The organism is Novosphingobium sp. (assembly GCF_040079535.1).
Classification (GTDB): domain Bacteria; phylum Pseudomonadota; class Alphaproteobacteria; order Sphingomonadales; family Sphingomonadaceae; genus Novosphingobium.
Genome location: NZ_JBEBKB010000014.1, coordinates 48,373 through 64,841 on the forward strand (window position 1 = coordinate 48,373; position 16,469 = coordinate 64,841).

Annotated in this window: 19 protein-coding genes and 2 riboswitches; of the genes, 3 read left to right on the plus strand and 16 right to left on the minus strand. The window is 60.9% G+C overall.

The genetic code is table 11. The features are described 5' to 3' along the window. Window positions 1-2: 2 nt before the first annotated feature. Window positions 3-473 carry a DUF6265 family protein gene (locus ABL914_RS06775; RefSeq protein WP_391562409.1) on the minus strand — a complete coding sequence of 157 codons (471 nt, stop codon included), beginning with the start codon at window positions 471-473 and terminating at the stop codon, window positions 3-5. A 260-nt stretch (window positions 474-733) separates the two neighbouring features. On the opposite strand from ABL914_RS06775, the gene ABL914_RS06780 reads away from it, so the two are divergent. Then, the gene (locus ABL914_RS06780) at window positions 734-2,275 is read left to right on the plus strand and encodes a CpaF family protein (RefSeq protein WP_391562410.1); all 1,542 of its coding nucleotides are present in this window, start codon (window positions 734-736) and stop codon (window positions 2,273-2,275) included. Here ABL914_RS06780 and ABL914_RS06785 read toward each other — a convergent pair. After that, window positions 2,272-2,511 carry a hypothetical protein gene (locus tag ABL914_RS06785; protein WP_391562411.1) on the minus strand — a complete coding sequence of 80 codons (240 nt, stop codon included), beginning with the start codon at window positions 2,509-2,511 and terminating at the stop codon, window positions 2,272-2,274. The genes ABL914_RS06780 and ABL914_RS06785 overlap by 4 nt on opposite strands. A gap of 22 nt (window positions 2,512-2,533) precedes the next feature. Here ABL914_RS06785 and ABL914_RS06790 point away from each other — a divergent pair, with 22 nt between their 5' ends. Continuing rightward, window positions 2,534-3,457, plus strand: a complete 924-nt coding sequence (locus ABL914_RS06790) for a DMT family transporter (RefSeq protein ID WP_391562412.1) — start codon at window positions 2,534-2,536, stop codon at window positions 3,455-3,457. Between the two features lie 86 nt (window positions 3,458-3,543). Then, window positions 3,544-3,675, plus strand: coding sequence for an entericidin A/B family lipoprotein (locus tag ABL914_RS06795; protein WP_391562413.1), 132 nt, complete (start codon window positions 3,544-3,546; stop codon window positions 3,673-3,675). 1 nt (window position 3,676) lies between these two features. Here the strand turns inward: ABL914_RS06795 and ABL914_RS06800 are convergent, their stop codons facing one another. The 14 genes from ABL914_RS06800 to ABL914_RS06865 form a co-directional block, all read right to left on the minus strand. Further along, on the minus strand, window positions 3,677-4,135 hold the full coding sequence (locus tag ABL914_RS06800; protein WP_391562414.1) for an ABA4-like family protein: 459 nt from the start codon (window positions 4,133-4,135) through the stop codon (window positions 3,677-3,679). 12 nt (window positions 4,136-4,147) lie between these two features. After that, window positions 4,148-5,710 carry an aminomethyl-transferring glycine dehydrogenase subunit GcvPB gene (gcvPB, locus tag ABL914_RS06805; RefSeq protein ID WP_391562415.1) on the minus strand — a complete coding sequence of 521 codons (1,563 nt, stop codon included), beginning with the start codon at window positions 5,708-5,710 and terminating at the stop codon, window positions 4,148-4,150. Continuing rightward, window positions 5,707-7,065, minus strand: a complete 1,359-nt coding sequence (gcvPA, locus tag ABL914_RS06810) for an aminomethyl-transferring glycine dehydrogenase subunit GcvPA (protein ID WP_391562416.1) — start codon at window positions 7,063-7,065, stop codon at window positions 5,707-5,709. The genes gcvPB and gcvPA overlap by 4 nt, the downstream gene beginning before the upstream one ends. Window positions 7,066-7,169: 104 nt before the next feature. Continuing rightward, window positions 7,170-7,541, minus strand: a complete 372-nt coding sequence (gcvH, locus tag ABL914_RS06815; RefSeq protein ID WP_391562417.1) for a glycine cleavage system protein GcvH — start codon at window positions 7,539-7,541, stop codon at window positions 7,170-7,172. A gap of 11 nt (window positions 7,542-7,552) precedes the next feature. Next, window positions 7,553-8,701 (minus strand): glycine cleavage system aminomethyltransferase GcvT, encoded by a 1,149-nt coding sequence (gcvT, locus tag ABL914_RS06820; RefSeq protein WP_391562418.1) that lies wholly within the window; start codon window positions 8,699-8,701, stop codon window positions 7,553-7,555. A 30-nt stretch (window positions 8,702-8,731) separates the two neighbouring features. Next, window positions 8,732-8,834, minus strand: a riboswitch (glycine riboswitch). Continuing rightward, window positions 8,835-8,945: riboswitch (glycine riboswitch) on the minus strand. A gap of 98 nt (window positions 8,946-9,043) precedes the next feature. Next, window positions 9,044-9,727: an NAD(P)H-binding protein gene (locus tag ABL914_RS06825; protein WP_391562419.1), complete on the minus strand. Its 684-nt coding sequence runs from the start codon at window positions 9,725-9,727 to the stop codon at window positions 9,044-9,046. Next, on the minus strand, window positions 9,720-10,877 hold the full coding sequence (locus ABL914_RS06830) for a deoxyguanosinetriphosphate triphosphohydrolase (protein WP_391562420.1): 1,158 nt from the start codon (window positions 10,875-10,877) through the stop codon (window positions 9,720-9,722). The genes ABL914_RS06825 and ABL914_RS06830 overlap by 8 nt, the downstream gene beginning before the upstream one ends. Then, window positions 10,874-11,542, minus strand: coding sequence for an aspartate/glutamate racemase family protein (locus ABL914_RS06835; protein WP_391562421.1), 669 nt, complete (start codon window positions 11,540-11,542; stop codon window positions 10,874-10,876). Before ABL914_RS06835 ends, ABL914_RS06830 begins: the two co-directional genes overlap by 4 nt. A 104-nt stretch (window positions 11,543-11,646) precedes the next feature. Beyond that, entirely contained in the window at window positions 11,647-12,639 is a 993-nt protein-coding gene (locus ABL914_RS06840; RefSeq protein ID WP_391562422.1) for an SO2930 family diheme c-type cytochrome, read from the minus strand. Further along, the gene (locus ABL914_RS06845; RefSeq protein WP_391562423.1) at window positions 12,636-13,877 is read right to left on the minus strand and encodes a parallel beta-helix domain-containing protein; all 1,242 of its coding nucleotides are present in this window, start codon (window positions 13,875-13,877) and stop codon (window positions 12,636-12,638) included. Before ABL914_RS06845 ends, ABL914_RS06840 begins: the two co-directional genes overlap by 4 nt. A gap of 42 nt (window positions 13,878-13,919) precedes the next feature. Beyond that, complete coding sequence (locus ABL914_RS06850) at window positions 13,920-14,222, minus strand: hypothetical protein (protein WP_391562424.1); 303 nt, start codon at window positions 14,220-14,222, stop codon at window positions 13,920-13,922. Window positions 14,223-14,225: 3 nt separating this feature from the next. Then, window positions 14,226-15,689, minus strand: coding sequence for an NAD(P)(+) transhydrogenase (Re/Si-specific) subunit beta (locus ABL914_RS06855; protein WP_391562425.1), 1,464 nt, complete (start codon window positions 15,687-15,689; stop codon window positions 14,226-14,228). Then, complete coding sequence (locus ABL914_RS06860) at window positions 15,689-15,994, minus strand: NAD(P) transhydrogenase subunit alpha (RefSeq protein ID WP_391562426.1); 306 nt, start codon at window positions 15,992-15,994, stop codon at window positions 15,689-15,691. Before ABL914_RS06860 ends, ABL914_RS06855 begins: the two co-directional genes overlap by 1 nt. A 1-nt stretch (window position 15,995) precedes the next feature. Beyond that, the coding region (locus tag ABL914_RS06865; RefSeq protein ID WP_391562427.1) for an endonuclease domain-containing protein at window positions 15,996-16,469 on the minus strand (474 nt) is incomplete at its 5' end.

Below are 16,469 nucleotides of genomic sequence, written 5' to 3' on the forward strand. Positions count from 1 at the left end.
GCTTACTCCACTTGATCGCGCGGCGGTACCACCGGACGAAAATTCCAACGTTCTGCGCGGCTGCCGTCGATCAGCGAAACTTCCGCCATCAAAAGCTTGCCTTGCCGCCAATAGCGGATCCGCTGCGGATAATCGTGAGCCGGATTGGCAAATTCGATCGCATCATCGCTGACCAGCACCATCGGGAATTCTACCGCCGCCTTGCCCTGCGGCTGCAAAAAATGGCTGATGGTGCCATCATTCTTGATACGGATCTGCGCGCTTTCCCAATGTTGCAACTCAGGCCCGAACCCGCCCCGGCTGATCCCCAGCATCACCCCGCCGCGCGGGTTCATCCACACCTCGTCAGCCCAGTTCGCGCCGCTTTCCATGGTCCAGCTACCAGCCAGCCAGGCCGGCAAGGCAGCGTTTACGGGCAATTGGGCGGCGAGCGGCGCTGCCAGTAGCAGCATGGCCAGAAACAGCTTTTTCATCGCGATGCCCTATCGGCTCCAAAAGGTGAACCCGCGCTGTAGCGGCTTGGCTGGCTTTGCGCCACGGTTGGCGCGCCTGTCGGCCAGCACGGCCGCCCTGACCGGATGGGAAGCGGAGATTTCGCTTGAATTACGGCAGCTTGAAACTTTCCGCCCGGCATTAGGGTTTCTTCAAAGTTTCCGACTTATTCACCATGACGATAAATCACGGGCTAGCCATATCTTTGGCATGATGACCCGAACTATGAAGGTAGGGAACGATGAGCGCATTTGGCCGCCGTGGAGGTGCTGGACAGGGAGCCCGCCCGCAGTTCGGTGTCGCGCGTCCGATGAAGGGCGGCGCAGATCCCGCGCGCGGTTCCTCTGCACAGGCAGCACCGCTGGGTGGAGAGCAGTTCCCGCCGCTACCCGGTGAGGATACCGGTGCCGCTCTGCCGCCGATGGATATGGGCGGCGGTAACAACCAGCGCAACGATGCGATGACCCGGCTGCAAGACCGCGTCAACGGCGTGGTCGAAGGCCATCACGTTGCCGAAGGCTTTGAAGCGTCGGTTCACAAGATCAAGGAACAGGTGCTGCCGCGCCTGCTCGAACGCGTCGATCCCGAAGCCGCGGCCACGCTTAGCAAGGATGAGCTGTCGGAAGAATTCCGTCCGATCATCATGGAAGTGCTGGCCGAGCTGAAGGTGACGCTTAACCGGCGCGAACAGTTCGCGCTGGAAAAGGTACTGATCGACGAGCTTTTGGGTTTCGGTCCGCTGGAAGAGCTGCTGGGAGATCCTGATATCTCCGATATCATGGTCAACGGGCCGCTGCAGACCTACATCGAAAAGAAGGGCAAGTTGCAGCTTGCCCCGATCCAGTTCCGCGATGAACAGCACCTGTTCCAAATCGCGCAGCGAATCGTCAACCAGGTCGGCCGCCGCGTCGATCAGACCACCCCGCTGGCCGACGCCCGCCTGAAGGACGGCAGCCGCGTGAACGTGATCGTACCGCCGCTTTCCTTGCGCGGCACCGCGATCTCGATTCGTAAGTTTTCCGAAAAGCCGATCACCATCGACATGCTCAAAGAATTTGGCTCGATGAGCGAGAAGATGGCAACCGCGCTGAAAATTGCCGGCGCTTGCCGGATGAATATCGTCATCTCGGGCGGCACCGGATCGGGCAAGACCACCATGCTCAACGCCCTGTCAAAAATGATCGACCCGGGTGAGCGCGTTTTGACGATCGAAGATGCCGCCGAACTTCGGCTGCAGCAGCCGCACTGGCTGCCACTGGAAACCCGCCCACCCAACCTTGAAGGCCAGGGCGCAATCACCATCGGCGATCTGGTCAAGAACGCGCTGCGTATGCGGCCTGACCGGATCATCCTGGGCGAAATTCGCGGAGCAGAATGCTTTGATCTCCTCGCCGCGATGAACACCGGCCACGATGGCTCGATGTGTACGCTTCACGCCAACAGCCCGCGCGAGTGCCTGGGCCGTATGGAAAACATGATCCTGATGGGCGACATCAAGATCCCCAAGGAAGCAATCAGCCGACAGATCGCTGAATCGGTTGATTTGGTTGTGCAGGTAAAGCGCCTGCGCGATGGCTCGCGCCGCACCACCGAAATCACCGAGGTAATCGGGATGGAAGGCGAAGTGATCGTGACCCAATCGCTGTTCAAGTTCGAATATCTTGACGAAAGCGACGACGGCAAGATCATCGGTGAATATCGCTCGTCAGGCTTGCGCCCCTATACGCTGGAAAAAGCCCGGATGTTCGGGTTTGATCAGGCTTATCTGGAAGCCTGCCTCTAACTTGTGAGTGCGCTGTAGCCCGCTGCAATCAGCAGCAGGATCGCCGCAAAACTCGCCCAGAACGAGATATCGCGCCACGGCAGCAGCGGCACCGCATCGGGATTGGTGCGGTTCTTGCGGGCGCGTTCCTTGCGCCAGCCGATGATCGACAGGATCAGTGCGGCAATACCCGGCAACAGCAGGTAGCGCACCCAATCGGCGGTGAGCCAGTGCGATATGTCTGCTTGCCAGTCCATGGCTGCGCGTTAGAGCCAGCCGATGCAGTCTGTCCAGCCCACCCCGCCCCGGCAGCGCCCGCTTTATGCGCTGGCCCTCAGGCTGATGGCGGCGCTGGTGCTTTCCACGCTGTTCATGCTGGTCAAGTTCACGTCTGAAACCGGGGTGCGCTTTCCAGAGATATTGTTCTGGCGGCAGCTGCCCACGATTGTGCTGGTGTTGGGCTGGCTGGCAGGGCGCAGCCAATTGCAACGGCTGAAAACCAGGCGGCTTCCGGTTCATGCCCGCCGGGCTATGCTGGGGCTTACCGGCATGGGGTTTACTTTTGGCGCTCCGCTGTTGATGCCGCTGGCTGAATCGACCGCGCTTGGCTTTACCACACCGGTTTTTGCCGTGATCCTTTCAGTCTTGCTGCTCAAGGAACGGGTTGGCCCGGTGCGCTGGCTGGCGGTGGCCCTGGGGTTTGCCGGGGTGATGATCATTGCCCAGCCCGGCCAAGAGGCATTGACCCCGCTTGGTGCCTTTGTCGGACTGGGCGCAGGCTTTATGGTGGCACTGATCTCGATCCAGGTGCGCGATCTCAGCCGCACCGAAGAATCCTTGTCGATCGTGTTCTGGTTCGCTGCGCTGTCCACGCCAATCCTGCTCGTGGCTTTGCCATTCTTCTATACCCCGCACAGCACCTGGCAGTGGTTCCTGCTGCTGTCAGGCGGCGTGCTTGGCCTGGTGGGTCAGCTGCTGCTAACGGCGGCGCTGCGCTATGGCCAGGTCGCCAGCGTGGTGGTGATGGACTATTCATCGTTGGTCTGGGCAACGCTATATGGCTGGTTGTTGTGGGATGATATGCCCTCAGCCGCAACCTGGCTGGGCGCCCCGGTGATCATTGCCGCCGGCGCGGTAATCGCCTGGCGCGAACACCAGCTCTATCGCCGCACACCGCCTGCTGCGGCCAGCGGTGCGGAATGAGCGGCAGCGTGAAGGCCTGATGGTTACGGTTGCGTAAGGGCTGGCGCATAGTCTGCGGAATTGGGGAGCCATCCGGAGACTATACCATGTTGCGCACAATCGCCCTCTCACTTGCCGCCACTTCAATGCTGCTGGGCCTTGCCGCCTGCAACACGGTGAAAGGCCTTGGCCGTGATATTCAATCGGTTGGCGAAGCAGGTGACCGGGCAATACGGTAGTTCAAACCTGCCCCTTCGCAGTGCGCCGCGCCGCACGTTCGCGAACGATCAACCAAGCAAACAGCCCGATCGGGCCAGCCATGAAGGTTGCGAACAGGAACGGCAGTTGGATCAATCGGCCAAAACCCTTGGCATCGGCATCGCGGCTGATCCACAGCCCAACGAACAGATCGAACGCAAGGTAATGCGTCCAGCCAATCAGCGCCCCGCCCTGGCTCTGGAAAATCGCCTGAACCTCGGCCAGTGAACCAAAGCCGGGCTGGCCCGCGCCAGGCGATGCGGCCGGATCAAGCTGGCCGGTGGTAACCAGCGCAAAAAACACCGTGTAAACCAGGCACAGCAGCGCCACACCCAGGTACAGGATCACACTGTAAACCAATGGGGTGCGCGGCGCGGCGGCCAGCACCAGCCATGCGGCAATTGCCACAATGTTGACGAAACTGAACAGTGCTGACCACATCGCGCGTTCTCCCTAAACTTCCTGATCGCCCTTCCACACCAGCACCGGTTTTCTGGCGGCCTGGGTTTCATCCAATCGGCGGCGCGGGGCAAAATGCGGCGCGTTCTTGAGGCCTTCATCGCCCGCTTTCGCCCGCCGTGCAACACTGCGCAAGCTGGCGATAAAACGGTCCAGCCCGGCTTTGCTCTCGGTCTCGGTCGGCTCAACCAGCATTGCTCCGTGGACCACAAGCGGGAAATAGACAGTCATCGGGTGAAAGCCCTCGTCGATCAGTCCCTTGGCGATGTCGAGCGTGGTGAAGCCATCGGCCAACCCCGCATCGCTGAACAGCGCTTCGTGCATGCATGGGCCGGCTTTGCCGAACGGCGCATCAAGATCATCCTCCAGACTGCGCAAGACGTAGTTGGCGTTCAGCACCGCATCTTCAGCTACCCGGGCCAGCCCATCTGCGCCGTGGCTGAGGATATAGGCCAACGCGCGGGTGAACATCCCCATCTGGCCATGAAACGCGGCCATCCGGCCAAAGCTGTTCGGGTGCGCAGCGGCGGCATCCTCTTCCTCGATCAACAGCACAGTGCCATCGGCTTGACGTGCGGTGAACGGCAGCGGGCCAAAGGGCGAAAGCGCCTTGCTGAGCACCACCGGACCAGAGCCCGGACCGCCGCCGCCGTGCGGTGTGGAAAAGGTCTTGTGAAGGTTGATGTGCATCGCATCGATGCCAAGATCGCCCGGGCGAACCTTGCCAACAATCGCGTTGAAATTGGCTCCATCGCAGTAAACATATCCGCCAGCGGCATGGACCGCGTCGGAAATGACTTTCATGTCACGCTCAAACAAGCCGCAGGTATTGGGGTTGGTGATCATCACCCCGGCCACATCTGGCCCCAGCCGGGCCTTCAGCGCGGCAAGATCAACCCGGCCTTCAGCGGTGGCGGGGATATTCTCGATTGCGAAACCGGCAAAGGCGGCGGTTGCGGGATTGGTGCCGTGGGCGCTTTCAGGGACCAAAATTACCCGGCGGTCTTCTCCGCGCGCCTGCAATGCAGCCTTGATGCACAGCACCCCGCACAGCTCGCCATGGGCGCCGGCCTTTGGTGTCATCGCCACGCCGTGCATGCCGGTCAGCTCGATCAGCCAGAACGCCAGCTCGTTGATAACCTCCAGCGCGCCGCGCACCGATTGCTGCGGGCTAAGCGGATGAACATCGGCAAAGCCCGCCATCCGCGCAACCTTTTCGTTCAGGCGCGGGTTGTGCTTCATGGTGCACGATCCCAGCGGGAACGGCCCCAGATCAATCGCATAATTCTGACGCGACAGGCGGGTATAGTGCCGCACGGTTTCGGGTTCGGACAGGCCCGGCAAGGCGGCAATATCCTGGCGAATGAACTTGCTCAGCGAAGCCATCGGCTCTGCGCTGGGCACATCAATATCCACGCCGGTTGTGCCTGGGGGAGCCAATTCAAAAATCAGCGCCTCTTCCAGCATCAGCGCGCGGTCTCCGCTGTTGGTCGGGCGGCTCGATGTTTCTGCATTTCCCATTTCTGGGCGCCATCCGGCGGCGTTGGTGGCGCTCATGCCAGTACTCCTTCCAGCGCCGTGCCCAGCGCTTCGATATCCGCATCGGTGGTCATTTCGCTGGTGCAGATAACCAGGCCATTGGCCAGCCCAGCTACGCCGGGATAAAGCCGCCCCAGCGAAACCCCGCCCAGAATTGATTGGTCTGCCAGTTGCCGCACAACATCTCTTGCGTCTGTGGGCAGCAGCACGGTGAACTCGTTCACATAGGCATTGTTCAGCACCGAAACACCCGGCACTTTGGCCAAACGGATCGCGGTTTGCCGGGCGCGGGCGTGGCTTAGGCGGGCAAGCTGCGCCAGCCCTTCCCCGCCCAGCAACGTCATGTGGATGCTGAACGCCAATGCACACAGGCCGGCATTGGTGCAGATGTTACTGGTCGCCTTTTCACGCCGGATATGCTGTTCGCGCGTGCTCAACGTCAGCACATATCCGCGCTTGCCCGAAGCATCGACAGTTTCGCCGCACAGCCGCCCCGGCATCTGCCGCACGAACTTTTCTCGGCACCCGAACAGGCCCAGGTAAGGCCCACCGAACTGTAGCCCAACGCCAATCGATTGCCCTTCGCCAACGACGATATCCGCGCCAAGCTTGCCTGGAGCCTCGATCAACCCCAGCGCAACCGGCTCGGTCACGACAGCCACCAGCAGCGCGCCGTGCGCCTGCGCGGCTTCGGCAATCGCGGCAAGCTCGGTCGGTCGGCCCAGGATATCGGGATACTGCACAACCACGCAGCTGGTCGTATCATCGATTTTGGAAATAACGCCCGCGGTGTCAGGCTCAGCAGCGAGGTCCGGCGCAGTCCATTCAATGGTGTCGCCGGTGAATTTCGCCATGGTCTGGACGGTCGAAACATAGTGCGGATGCAGCCCCGAACAGAGCACCGCGCGGCTGCGTTTGGTTACCCGGCCGGCCATCGCCACGGCCTCCCAGCACGCGGTCGATCCATCGTACATCGATGCATTGGCGATATCGGTGCCCAAAAGCCGCGCTACCTGAGTCTGAAACTCAAACAGCATCTGCAGCGTGCCCTGGGCAATTTCGGGCTGGTAGGGGGTGTAAGCGGTGAGGAATTCGCCGCGCTGGATCAGGTGATCGACGCTGGCTGGAACATGATGGCGATAAGCCCCGGCCCCAAGGAAGAACGGAACCGTCCCAGCACTAAGGTTTTTGGCCGCCAGCGCCGCCATATGCCGTTCCACCGCCATTTCGCTGGCGTGATTGGGCAGGCCTGCGATCGGGCCAGACAGGCGTGCTGCAGCAGGAACATCAGCGAACAGATCATCGACCGTAGCGGCTCCGATGACGGCGAGCATTTCGCTGCGGTTATCGGCGGTAAGTGGGAGGTAGCGCATACAATATTCCTTCGTCACCCTCGCGAAAACAAGGATCGCTGGCCTAACAAGCCAGCCTCGCTGCGAGCAGCCAGCTGTCCCGGATCAAGTCCGGGACGCCGTATTCACAGCCCAGCCACGTAAGCGTCGTAGGCGGCCCTATCCATCAGCGCGTCCAGCTCTGCGGCATCGCCCACGGTAAGCTTGAACAGCCAGCCTGCGCCTTCGGGATCGGTGTTGACAAGTTCAGGCTCGCTATCGAGCGCACCGTTGGCTTCGCTCACCGTGCCGCCGACCGGCGCGTAAACATCGCTGGCGGCCTTGACGCTATCGACCACGCAGGCCGCATCGCCCTTGCTCTGGTTCGATCCGGCTTCAGGTAAATCGACAAAGGTGATGTCACCCAGCTGGCTTTGCGCATAATCGGTAATGCCAACGGTGCCGATTTCGCCGTCAACATCGATCCATTCGTGGTCTTCAGAAAAGTAACGCGGCATGGGGAGGCTCCTTAACGGTGATAACGATGGGCAACGAAAGGCATTGCAGTAACCACGGCAGCAAGGCGCTTGCCGCGAACGTCGATTTCCAGCGCGGTGCCAGGAACGGCCAATGCGGTATCAACATAGGCCATCGCGATCGGATGACCGAGCGTGGGTGAGAAACCACCCGAAGTCAGCACACCAACCTTTTGATCACCCGAATATACCTCGGCCCCTTCGCGGGCGGCCTGGCGGCCATCAAGCGAAAGCCCAACAAGCTTTTGCGGCGTGCCTTGTGCCAGATCACGCAGCACCCGGTCGCTGCCCAGGAACCCGCCTTCGGTCCGCCTGCGCTTGCCCACCGTGAACAGCAGCTGGGCATCGATTGGCGAGTGATCGGGCGACAGATCATGGCCGTAAAGCGGCAGTCCGGCTTCCAATCGCAGCGAATCGCGCGCGCCAAGGCCGATCGGTTTTACTTCGGGCTGGGCGCAGATCAGATCGGCAATCTCAGCGGCATTTTCGGCCGGAATGGCAATCTCGAACCCGTCTTCACCGGTATAGCCGCTGCGGCTGATCCAGGCATCGACCCCGGCGATCTTGAACTGCCCGCCCTTCATGAAGGTTAGCGCCGAAAGCGGATATTCACCGGTAGTCACCCGCTCCAGCGCGGCAAAGGCCTTGGGGCCCTGCAACGCCAGCAAGGCGCTGTCTTCCAGATGCATCAGATTGACATCATCGGGCAGATTTTCGCGCAAATGGGCCATATCGTCCCACTTGGTCGCGCCGTTGACCACCAGGTAGAACCCGCTGGACCAGCGGGTCACCATCAGATCGTCCAGCACCCCGCCGTGTTCATCCAGCAGCATCGAATAGCGCGGACCAAAGGGCTTCAGCGTGGCAAGATCGATCGGCAGTATGGCCTTAAGCGCGGCTTCAACGCCTTCGCCAGAGAGATACAGCTGGCCCATATGGCTGACATCAAACAGCCCGGCACTTTGCCGGGTCCATTCGTGTTCGGCAATGATCCCGCCGCCCTCAACATTGTATTGAACCGGCATCCAGTATCCGGCAAATTCAACCATCCGGCCATCGCGCGCGCGGTGCCAGCCATCGAGCGGCAGGGTCAGGGTTTCGGGTTCGACAAATTCATCGTGGCTATCGTTAACATCGGTCACAGGCACAGCTCCGCTATTGGCGCGTAATTCTGTGCCCCCTCTGTCACGGAAGCCTGAGAGCTTTCCCGGATCAGGATCCGGTTACCCCTTCGGCGGGTACGGTCAGGCCGCACCTCTTTCCAGAGCATCGCTATTGATCCACGCGGTCCATTGGCCTGAGAGATTCCGGGGCGGTTGCTCCTTCGGCGCCTGATTTCTCGTCAATTGTGTTGACGAATCATCAGAACTCTCCCGCGCGATCAGCGACAACGGCGGGATGCCGGGCAGCCCGGACTGTGTCAACAATAAGGAAAAATAATTCCCCGATCGGTCAATGATTATGATCGGGCCCGGCTGGTGTTTTTATCGGGCCCGGCTGGCCGCGCGCAGGATTGCTTCGTTTTCGAACACGAACCGGCCGGCCATCTTTTCGCGGGTCAGGCCGATGATCGCGCGGGCCATCACTTCGCTGCTGATCGAGCGATATTTGGCGTATTTGCCGTGCAGGAACAGATCGAGCAGCGGGCTGGTCAACCGGCCCAGTTGTTCAGCCGGGCGCAGTTCTTCTCGTGGACCGCGCAGCAGCCCTGGCCGCAGGATATCAAGCCGGGCAAGCCCGACTTTTCCCAATTGCTGTTCCACTTCGCCCTTCACGCGCAAATAGAAATTTTTCGAAAACGGATCCGCCCCGACCGAGCTGATCGCAATCATCTGTCGAACCCCGCAATCCTTGGCCGCCCGCGCGCAGGCCAGCACCAAATCCTGATCGACCGCGCGGAAAGCTGCTTCGTCCTTGCCGGCCTTGCGCCAGGTTGTGCCCAGCGCGCAGACCAGCACATCGGCGCGGGCGGCAGCGATTGCATCGCCCCAGCCTTGTGCCGGCGCAACCAGCATTTCCATCCTTGCGCCCGGCGGCAACGCAGCTTCACGCCGGGCAATCCCGACAATCCGTATATCGCTGCGGCCCACCGCCAGGCGGATCAGGCTCATCCCCACCAGGCCGGTTGCGCCGACCAGTGCAATCCGGGTGGCCGGACGATCAGACATTGCGCAGGCCTTCGGGGGTGCGGCTATAGATCGCAGCATGGGCGGCGATCGCGAAGCGATCGGTCATACCGGCGATATAGTCAGCCAGGTGTCTGCTGCGGGCGGGCTCTTGCACGGGAATTGTGGCCAGCCAGTCTTCACCGATCAGGCTGGGGTCCTGGGCATAGGCGGCATAGAGTTCAGCCGTTACCGCGCGGGCGCGCTCGGCCGTGTGGATCTGTTGCGGGTGGTGATAGAGTTTTTCGTACATGAAGTTTTTAAGCAGACGCTCATGTTCGGCCATCTGGGGGGAAAACGCAGCCAGCGGCCCGCTGGCAGAGCGGATCTGTTCAACGCTATCGATTCCGCTGGTGCGCCGCGTGGTTTCATCAATCAGATCATTGACCATCAAACCGATCTGGTTTCGAACCAGTTCGCGCAGGCGCCGATCCTGCGCTGCGGAGGGAAACTTTCGCTCAATCGCGCGCCATTGATCGGCGATGAAATCAAGTGTCAGCAATTCGTCCAGCGCAAGAAACCCGGCGCGCAGGCCATCATCGATATCGTGATTGTCATAGGCCACATCGTCTGCCAGCGCAGCAACTTGCGCCTCAAGACTGGGCCAACGCTCCAGTTCGAGCGGGTATGCCGTATCCAGTTCGGCCAAGGCCCAGTTGATCTGCCCCGGCGGGCCATTGTGCTTGGCCAAACCTTCGAGCACTTCCCATGACAGGTTGAGGCCATCGTGTTCGGGATAGGGGCTTTCCAGCCGCATCAGCACCCGCAGGCACTGCGCATTGTGATCGAACCCGCCCCACCGGCCCAAAGCATTGTCCAGCGCTTCCTCTCCGGCATGGCCGAACGGCGGATGGCCGATATCGTGGGCCAGGCACAATGCCTCGGTCAGATCCTCATCCAGCCCCAGCGCACGGGCCACAACCCGGCCAATCTGCGCCACTTCCAGACTATGGGTCAGACGGACGCGGTAGTGATCTCCATCGGGCGCGACAAAAACCTGAGTCTTGTGGCGCAGCCGGCGAAACGCAATCGAATGGACAATCCGGTCACGGTCCCGCTGAAACGCGCTGCGCGGCCCGCGCGCCAGCGATTGTTCGATTGGAAACTCGCGGCCGCGGCTAAGCGCCGGATCGGAGGCGAAAGGTGCGCTCACCCCGCGCCCAGCATCCAGTCCACGGCCGCTTCGGCGTGGATCCGGGTGCAATCGTAGATCGGCAGCACATTGGCATCGACATCGACCACCATTTCCAGCTCAGTGCAGCCCAGCACCACGGCTTCGGCACCGTCCTGCTCCAGATTGGTGAGGATCGTTTTCAGTTCGCGCTCGGCCTGGCGGCTGGCTTTGCCCAGCAGCAATTCATCATAGATGATCCGGTCCAGCGTTTCGACGAAACCCATCTCGGGTGGCAGCAATTCAATATCGCGCTGGATCAATTTCTGCCGGTAAAAGCTTTCCAGCATCACGTTGCGCGTGCCGATCAGTGCGGCCTTCTTTACCCCATCGGCTTCCATCCGCGCCGCCACACATTCGGCGATGTGGATCACCGGCACCTTCACGCTTTCGGCAACGGCATCATAAACCTTGTGCATCGAATTGGCCCCGATCAACACTGCGGTGGCCCCGGCCTTTTCAAGCCGCTTGGCGCTATCAGCCAGAATGCTCGCGGCCTGCTTCCATTCGTCTGGGCTCGACAACCGCGAAAGCTTGGAATGATCCAGGCTTTCGATCAGCAGCGAAGCACTGTGATCCAGCCCGGCGCGGGACTGAACCAGACGATTGATATGCTCGTAATAGGTACGGGTCGAAAGCCAGCTCATGCCGCCGATCAGGCCAATTTTTCGCAAGTTCGAAACTCCCCGGGTTGGAAACCCCTGTTTGTCCGCCATTTAGGGGAGGAGCGCGGCGAGGTCCAGCCCGGCTCTTAACGCATCCCCGCAATCCAGCCTCGGACTATGGCCTCTCCCGCAGAATCGCGCACCGAACGGCCAAGCTCTGGCATGGCAACACCGCCTTCAAGGCTGGAAAACCGATAGAACAAGATTGAATGATCGGGATCACCGGGCACAATATCGAATTCGAACACCCCGGATCCTCGTCCGGCCGCGACCGGGCGCTTCAGTACGCCTAGCTTATAGGGATCGGATTCAAGCCAGCCGAGGTAGAGCCCCGAATTGGACGCCGAACCGGCCGGGTTGTGGCAATGCGCGCAATTGGCATCAAGATAGCCGCGGGCGGCATCTGCCACTGGCACTTTCGCCCGGTTCTCCCACAGCGGGATTCGCCGCGCCACTTTGGGCACCGCATCAAGCCTACCCGCCTTGGCCAGCGCCGCCAGCCAGGCCAGTGACAAATTAGAGGCCTTGGGACCAATCGGCATCACCGCATCGCCCAGCTTGTGGCATTCCTTGCACTGGTTCCTGTTGGGCACGGCATAGGAGAATACCTGGCCTGCGGGCGTGGTCAGATCGATCCGTGTGCCCGCCACCATCAGCCGGGCCTCGGTCTGCTGCGCATTCCAGACATAGGGCAGCGCCAGCCAGCCGCCTTCACGGCGCAGCAGAACGCGGGTTTCGATCAACTTCCCGCCATAGGAAAAGCTCTTGATCAGTGCCGAACCAACCGGGAGATCAAGCAGCCCATCGCCCTGCGCCTTGGCCTGCATTCCTGCGGGGATATAGACATAGCGGTCCTTCTCGGTTCCATCCGACCACAGCGGGGTATTGAGCCGATAAGGCGTGACACCTGCAGTGGGCTGGCGCGCGGCAGGATCGGTGAAGAAGCCGAAACCATCCAATGTTTGCGGATAAGTGCCGTTTGTGATCGCCCGGTCATTGACCACTGGCAATGGCGCGCCAGGAACCTGAGCGGCCAAAGCCCCGCCCAGCAGCAGCAAGGCCGCGGCAAGCAGCCTCATGGCCGGGCCCGGGCGTCTAGCGCGGCGGGTGCGCCCAATAACGGAGGAGGCACAACCGGTCCGCCGGGGGTGTAAACCACGGATGGCCGCGGGTTAAGTTTGGCCAGTTCAAAGGGGGCCGGCTTTGCCGTTTCAACACCCGCGCCCTGACGAGGCAGATTAAGCGTCCAACCCGTCACATAGGCATCGCCGAAAGCAAGCGGCGCATCGCCAAGTCCATCCCACAGCACAGGCGGCAATGCTCCGCCGAAAGCCGCTTTCAGCAGTTCACCGCCGGGAAACTGCGGATCGTTACCTCCGCCGCGAAAGACATTATCGGTCAAAACGATGTTGCGCGGCAAAGGGTTATAGCTCTTGTCCGTGTAGGCATTGGGATAGGCGACCAGCATGATGTGTGCGGTGGGATTGTCGATCAGGCGGTTGGCAACAACGTAGACCCCGTCGTTCGCCATCACCATCACCCCGGTGCCGCGCGGAACCCCCGCCACGATATTGCCCTTTGGCGCGAAGTTCGGTGTGTCGTTCCCAACTACCAAGTTGTTCTCGATCCGGGTATTCCCCCCGCCCATCACCGGCAGCCCCGGCAGATCAAACACCAGAATTCCGCCGGTGTTGCGCGTCACCATATTCCCCGTCACCAATGCATCGCGGCTGTTCTCGATTTCAATCCCGGCGACGGACTGCTCGACGAAATTGTACCGCACGGTGATAGCCTTCGACTGGCCAACATAAATCCCGGCGTCGCTGGCGCCCGAAACCTTGCAGCCATCGATCAGCACACCAGTGCTGGATACCGGATAAATCCCGTAAGCGCCGTTGGTTTCCTTCGGTCCGCCGGTCCAGGTCACGCGGACGCGGTAGTAAACCACGTTGTCGGCGCCTTTCGATTTGATCCCGTCACCCTTGGTGTTCTCAACCGCGAAATCGCGCAGGGTTACTTCGTCAGACGTGACCAGCAATCCTTCGCCTGCGCCCTTCTGGCCGCTGAAATCGAGCACACTGGCATCCATCCCCTGGCCGCGCACGGTAACGCCCTGCACATCAAGGCTGAGCCCGTCGGTCAGCACAAACCGCCCGGCCCCAAGTTCGACCACGTCGCCAGGCTCAGCCGCGATCAGCGCCTCTTGCAAGCGGCTTTGCGCACCTTCGCCTGCGGCAACCGGAATCGTTTTGGCGTGGAGCGGGGCAGCCAGGGCAAGCGCGATGGTCGCAGCGATAATCGTGATGGGCATCCTCATAACCGCGATGATGAAGCCGCGCGCCAGGAAGTCAACCGCAGCTTATCCAGCCAGCCCGCTGGCGCACAGCGCAGCAGAGCTTACCGTCACCTGCAGCGCCTCGGCATCGCCTTCCTTGCCAACTGCCTCAACAAATTCAGGCAAGGATCGGTTGGCACCTTTAAGCTTTTTCAGCTTGATAAGCTGCTTCAGGCTCAACTTGTCGGTCATTCGGGTGGCCATGCACCCTGCCGTCTGGTCAGAAAGGCCGGCATCGGTGAGCGCACCCTTGACCTGGCCATAGGCCAGCTTGCTGGGCCCGCAGGTGGCCAGCAGCAGCACCGCGCATGATGCCAATTTGAACACGAACTAGTGTGCCAAAGCCTTGTTGATATCATCGACCATCTTCTTGGCATCGGCGAGCAACATCATGGTCTGGTCCAGATAAAACACATCGTTGTCGACCCCGGAATAGCCCGTACCGCCCATGCTGCGCTTGACGAACATTACGGTCTTGGCGTTGCCCACATCGAACACCGGCATCCCGAAGATCGGCGATGACTTGTCGGTTTTCGCTGCCGGATTGACCACGTCGTTGGCACCGATGATGAAAGCGACATCGCACTGGCCGAATTCGGAATTGATGTCCTCCAGCTCAAACACTTCGTCATAGGGCACATTCGCCTCGGCCAACAGCACGTTCATGTGCCCCGGCATCCGTCCCGCGACCGGGTGGATCGCATATTTGACCGATACACCCTTGGCCTTCAGCTGGTCGCCCATCTCACGCAATGCGTGCTGCGCTTGAGCGACCGCCATGCCATAGCCAGGAACGATGATCACAGTCTCAGCCTCACCCAACAGGAAGGCCGCATCTTCGGCGCTGCCGCGCTTCCACGGACGCTGCTCTTTGGCCTCGCCGCCGCCAGCCTCGGGCGCAGCGCCGAAGCCACCGGCAATCACCGCGAGGAAACTGCGGCTCATCGCCTTGCACATGATGTAGGACAGGATCGCGCCCGAAGAGCCAACCAAGGCCCCGGTGATGATCATCGCGGTGTTGTGCAGCGTGAAGCCCATCGCCGCCGCCGCCCAGCCCGAATACGAGTTGAGCATCGAAACCACCACCGGCATGTCCGCCCCGCCGATCGGGATGATCAGCAGGAACCCGATCAGGAACGACAGCGCGGTTATCGCGGCGATCACCCACAGGCTCTGGTCCATGGTGAAGTAAGCAGTCAGGCCGATGATCGCGGCCAACGTACCGAGGTTGATCATGTGCCGCCCCGGCAACATGATCGGCGCGCCGCTCATTTTGCCCGCAAGCTTGAGGAAGGCGATCACCGAGCCGGAGAACGTGATCGCGCCGATGGCGATGCCGAGCCCCGCCTCAACCCGGCTGACAGGATTGATCAAGCCATCTGGTCCGAGAATTCCAAAAGCTTCTGGATTGAGATAGGCTGCCCAACCCACCAGCACTGCGGCAAGTCCAACGAGAGAGTGGAACGCCGCGACAAGTTGCGGCATGTCGGTCATCTTGATCTTGCGGGCGGTGATCCAACCGATTGCGCCGCCGAGGGCAATAGCGGCGAGGATCCAAACCAAGCTCTCGGCGCTTTGGAAACCCTCTTCGTAATTGTCGGAGGCGCTTGTGAAAATAGCCGAAAAGGAAAGCGATAGCGTCGTCACCACGGCAATAGTCATGCCAATCATGCCGAAGCGGTTGCCTGTGCGGCTGGTTGAGGGCGAGGACAGCCCGCGCAGCGCGAGGATGAACAGGATCCCGGAAATCAGGTAGGCGAGCATCGCCCAGGCCGGAGTGGCGACGTGTTCCATCAGGAGTTGCCCTCCTTGGCCGCAGGTCGATCCTTCTTCTTGTACATCGCCAGCATCCGCGCCGTCACCGCGAACCCGCCGAAAATGTTGACGCTGGCCAGCACCACCGCCAGCAGTCCCAGCCACTTTGAGCTCGCGCTACCCGCCGCTGCCGAGGCAATCAGCGCGCCGACGATGATCACCGAGGAGATCGCATTGGTCACCGCCATCAGCGGCGTATGCAGCGCCGGGGTGACGCTCCACACCACGTAATAGCCCACGAAGCAAGCCATCACGAAGATCGAAAGGATTGAGATGAAGTCCATTTCAGTGAGCGACTCCGGTAAATCCTCCCCCCTTGGGGGAGGTGGCAGGCCGAAGGCCTGACGGTGGGGGTTTGTCGATGCAGTAACGAACCATGGACTCAGCGACAGTGTCTGCGTTTTTCAAAACGTCAGAGGCCGGTATCCTGACCACTTCGATGTCTAAATTACTCAATTCGGCATCACGTTTGATGTCACGTTGGGGATGATCACCCATGTCGTGAGAAAGTCCGTCAATCTCAAAAGCGATCCGTTTTCGTGCGTGATAAAAATCCACGACATAGCTCGCTACAGGATGCTGGCTGCGAAACTTCACGCCCATCGGCTTGCCTCTAAGCCGCGCCCAGAGCAACACTTCGGGCAGTGACATCTCACGTCGTAATCTCTTGGCGTTGCCCATTGCATCGTCAGTGTGGTCCTCCATCTCACCCCCCACCGTCAGCGCTTCGCGCTGCCACCTCCCCCAAAGGGGGAGGAT

Coding starts and splice junctions, on each gene's coding strand:
- gcvH (WP_391562417.1), bottom strand. CDS start 7,541: ATGCCGCGTTACTTTTCTGAAGACCACGAATGGATCGATGTTGACGGC.
- ABL914_RS06855 (WP_391562425.1), bottom strand. CDS start 15,689: ATGGAACACGTCGCCACTCCGGCCTGGGCGATGCTCGCCTACCTGATT.
- ABL914_RS06860 (WP_391562426.1), bottom strand. CDS start 15,994: ATGGACTTCATCTCAATCCTTTCGATCTTCGTGATGGCTTGCTTCGTG.
- ABL914_RS06845 (WP_391562423.1), bottom strand. CDS start 13,877: ATGAGGATGCCCATCACGATTATCGCTGCGACCATCGCGCTTGCCCTG.
- ABL914_RS06800 (WP_391562414.1), bottom strand. CDS start 4,135: ATGTGGTCAGCACTGTTCAGTTTCGTCAACATTGTGGCAATTGCCGCA.
- ABL914_RS06790 (WP_391562412.1), top strand. CDS start 2,534: ATGCAGTCTGTCCAGCCCACCCCGCCCCGGCAGCGCCCGCTTTATGCG.
- gcvPB (WP_391562415.1), bottom strand. CDS start 5,710: ATGAGCGCCACCAACGCCGCCGGATGGCGCCCAGAAATGGGAAATGCA.
- gcvPA (WP_391562416.1), bottom strand. CDS start 7,065: ATGCGCTACCTCCCACTTACCGCCGATAACCGCAGCGAAATGCTCGCC.
- ABL914_RS06775 (WP_391562409.1), bottom strand. CDS start 473: ATGAAAAAGCTGTTTCTGGCCATGCTGCTACTGGCAGCGCCGCTCGCC.
- ABL914_RS06795 (WP_391562413.1), top strand. CDS start 3,544: ATGTTGCGCACAATCGCCCTCTCACTTGCCGCCACTTCAATGCTGCTG.
- ABL914_RS06780 (WP_391562410.1), top strand. CDS start 734: ATGAGCGCATTTGGCCGCCGTGGAGGTGCTGGACAGGGAGCCCGCCCG.
- ABL914_RS06835 (WP_391562421.1), bottom strand. CDS start 11,542: ATGAGCTGGCTTTCGACCCGTACCTATTACGAGCATATCAATCGTCTG.
- ABL914_RS06840 (WP_391562422.1), bottom strand. CDS start 12,639: ATGAGGCTGCTTGCCGCGGCCTTGCTGCTGCTGGGCGGGGCTTTGGCC.
- ABL914_RS06785 (WP_391562411.1), bottom strand. CDS start 2,511: ATGGACTGGCAAGCAGACATATCGCACTGGCTCACCGCCGATTGGGTG.
- ABL914_RS06825 (WP_391562419.1), bottom strand. CDS start 9,727: ATGTCTGATCGTCCGGCCACCCGGATTGCACTGGTCGGCGCAACCGGC.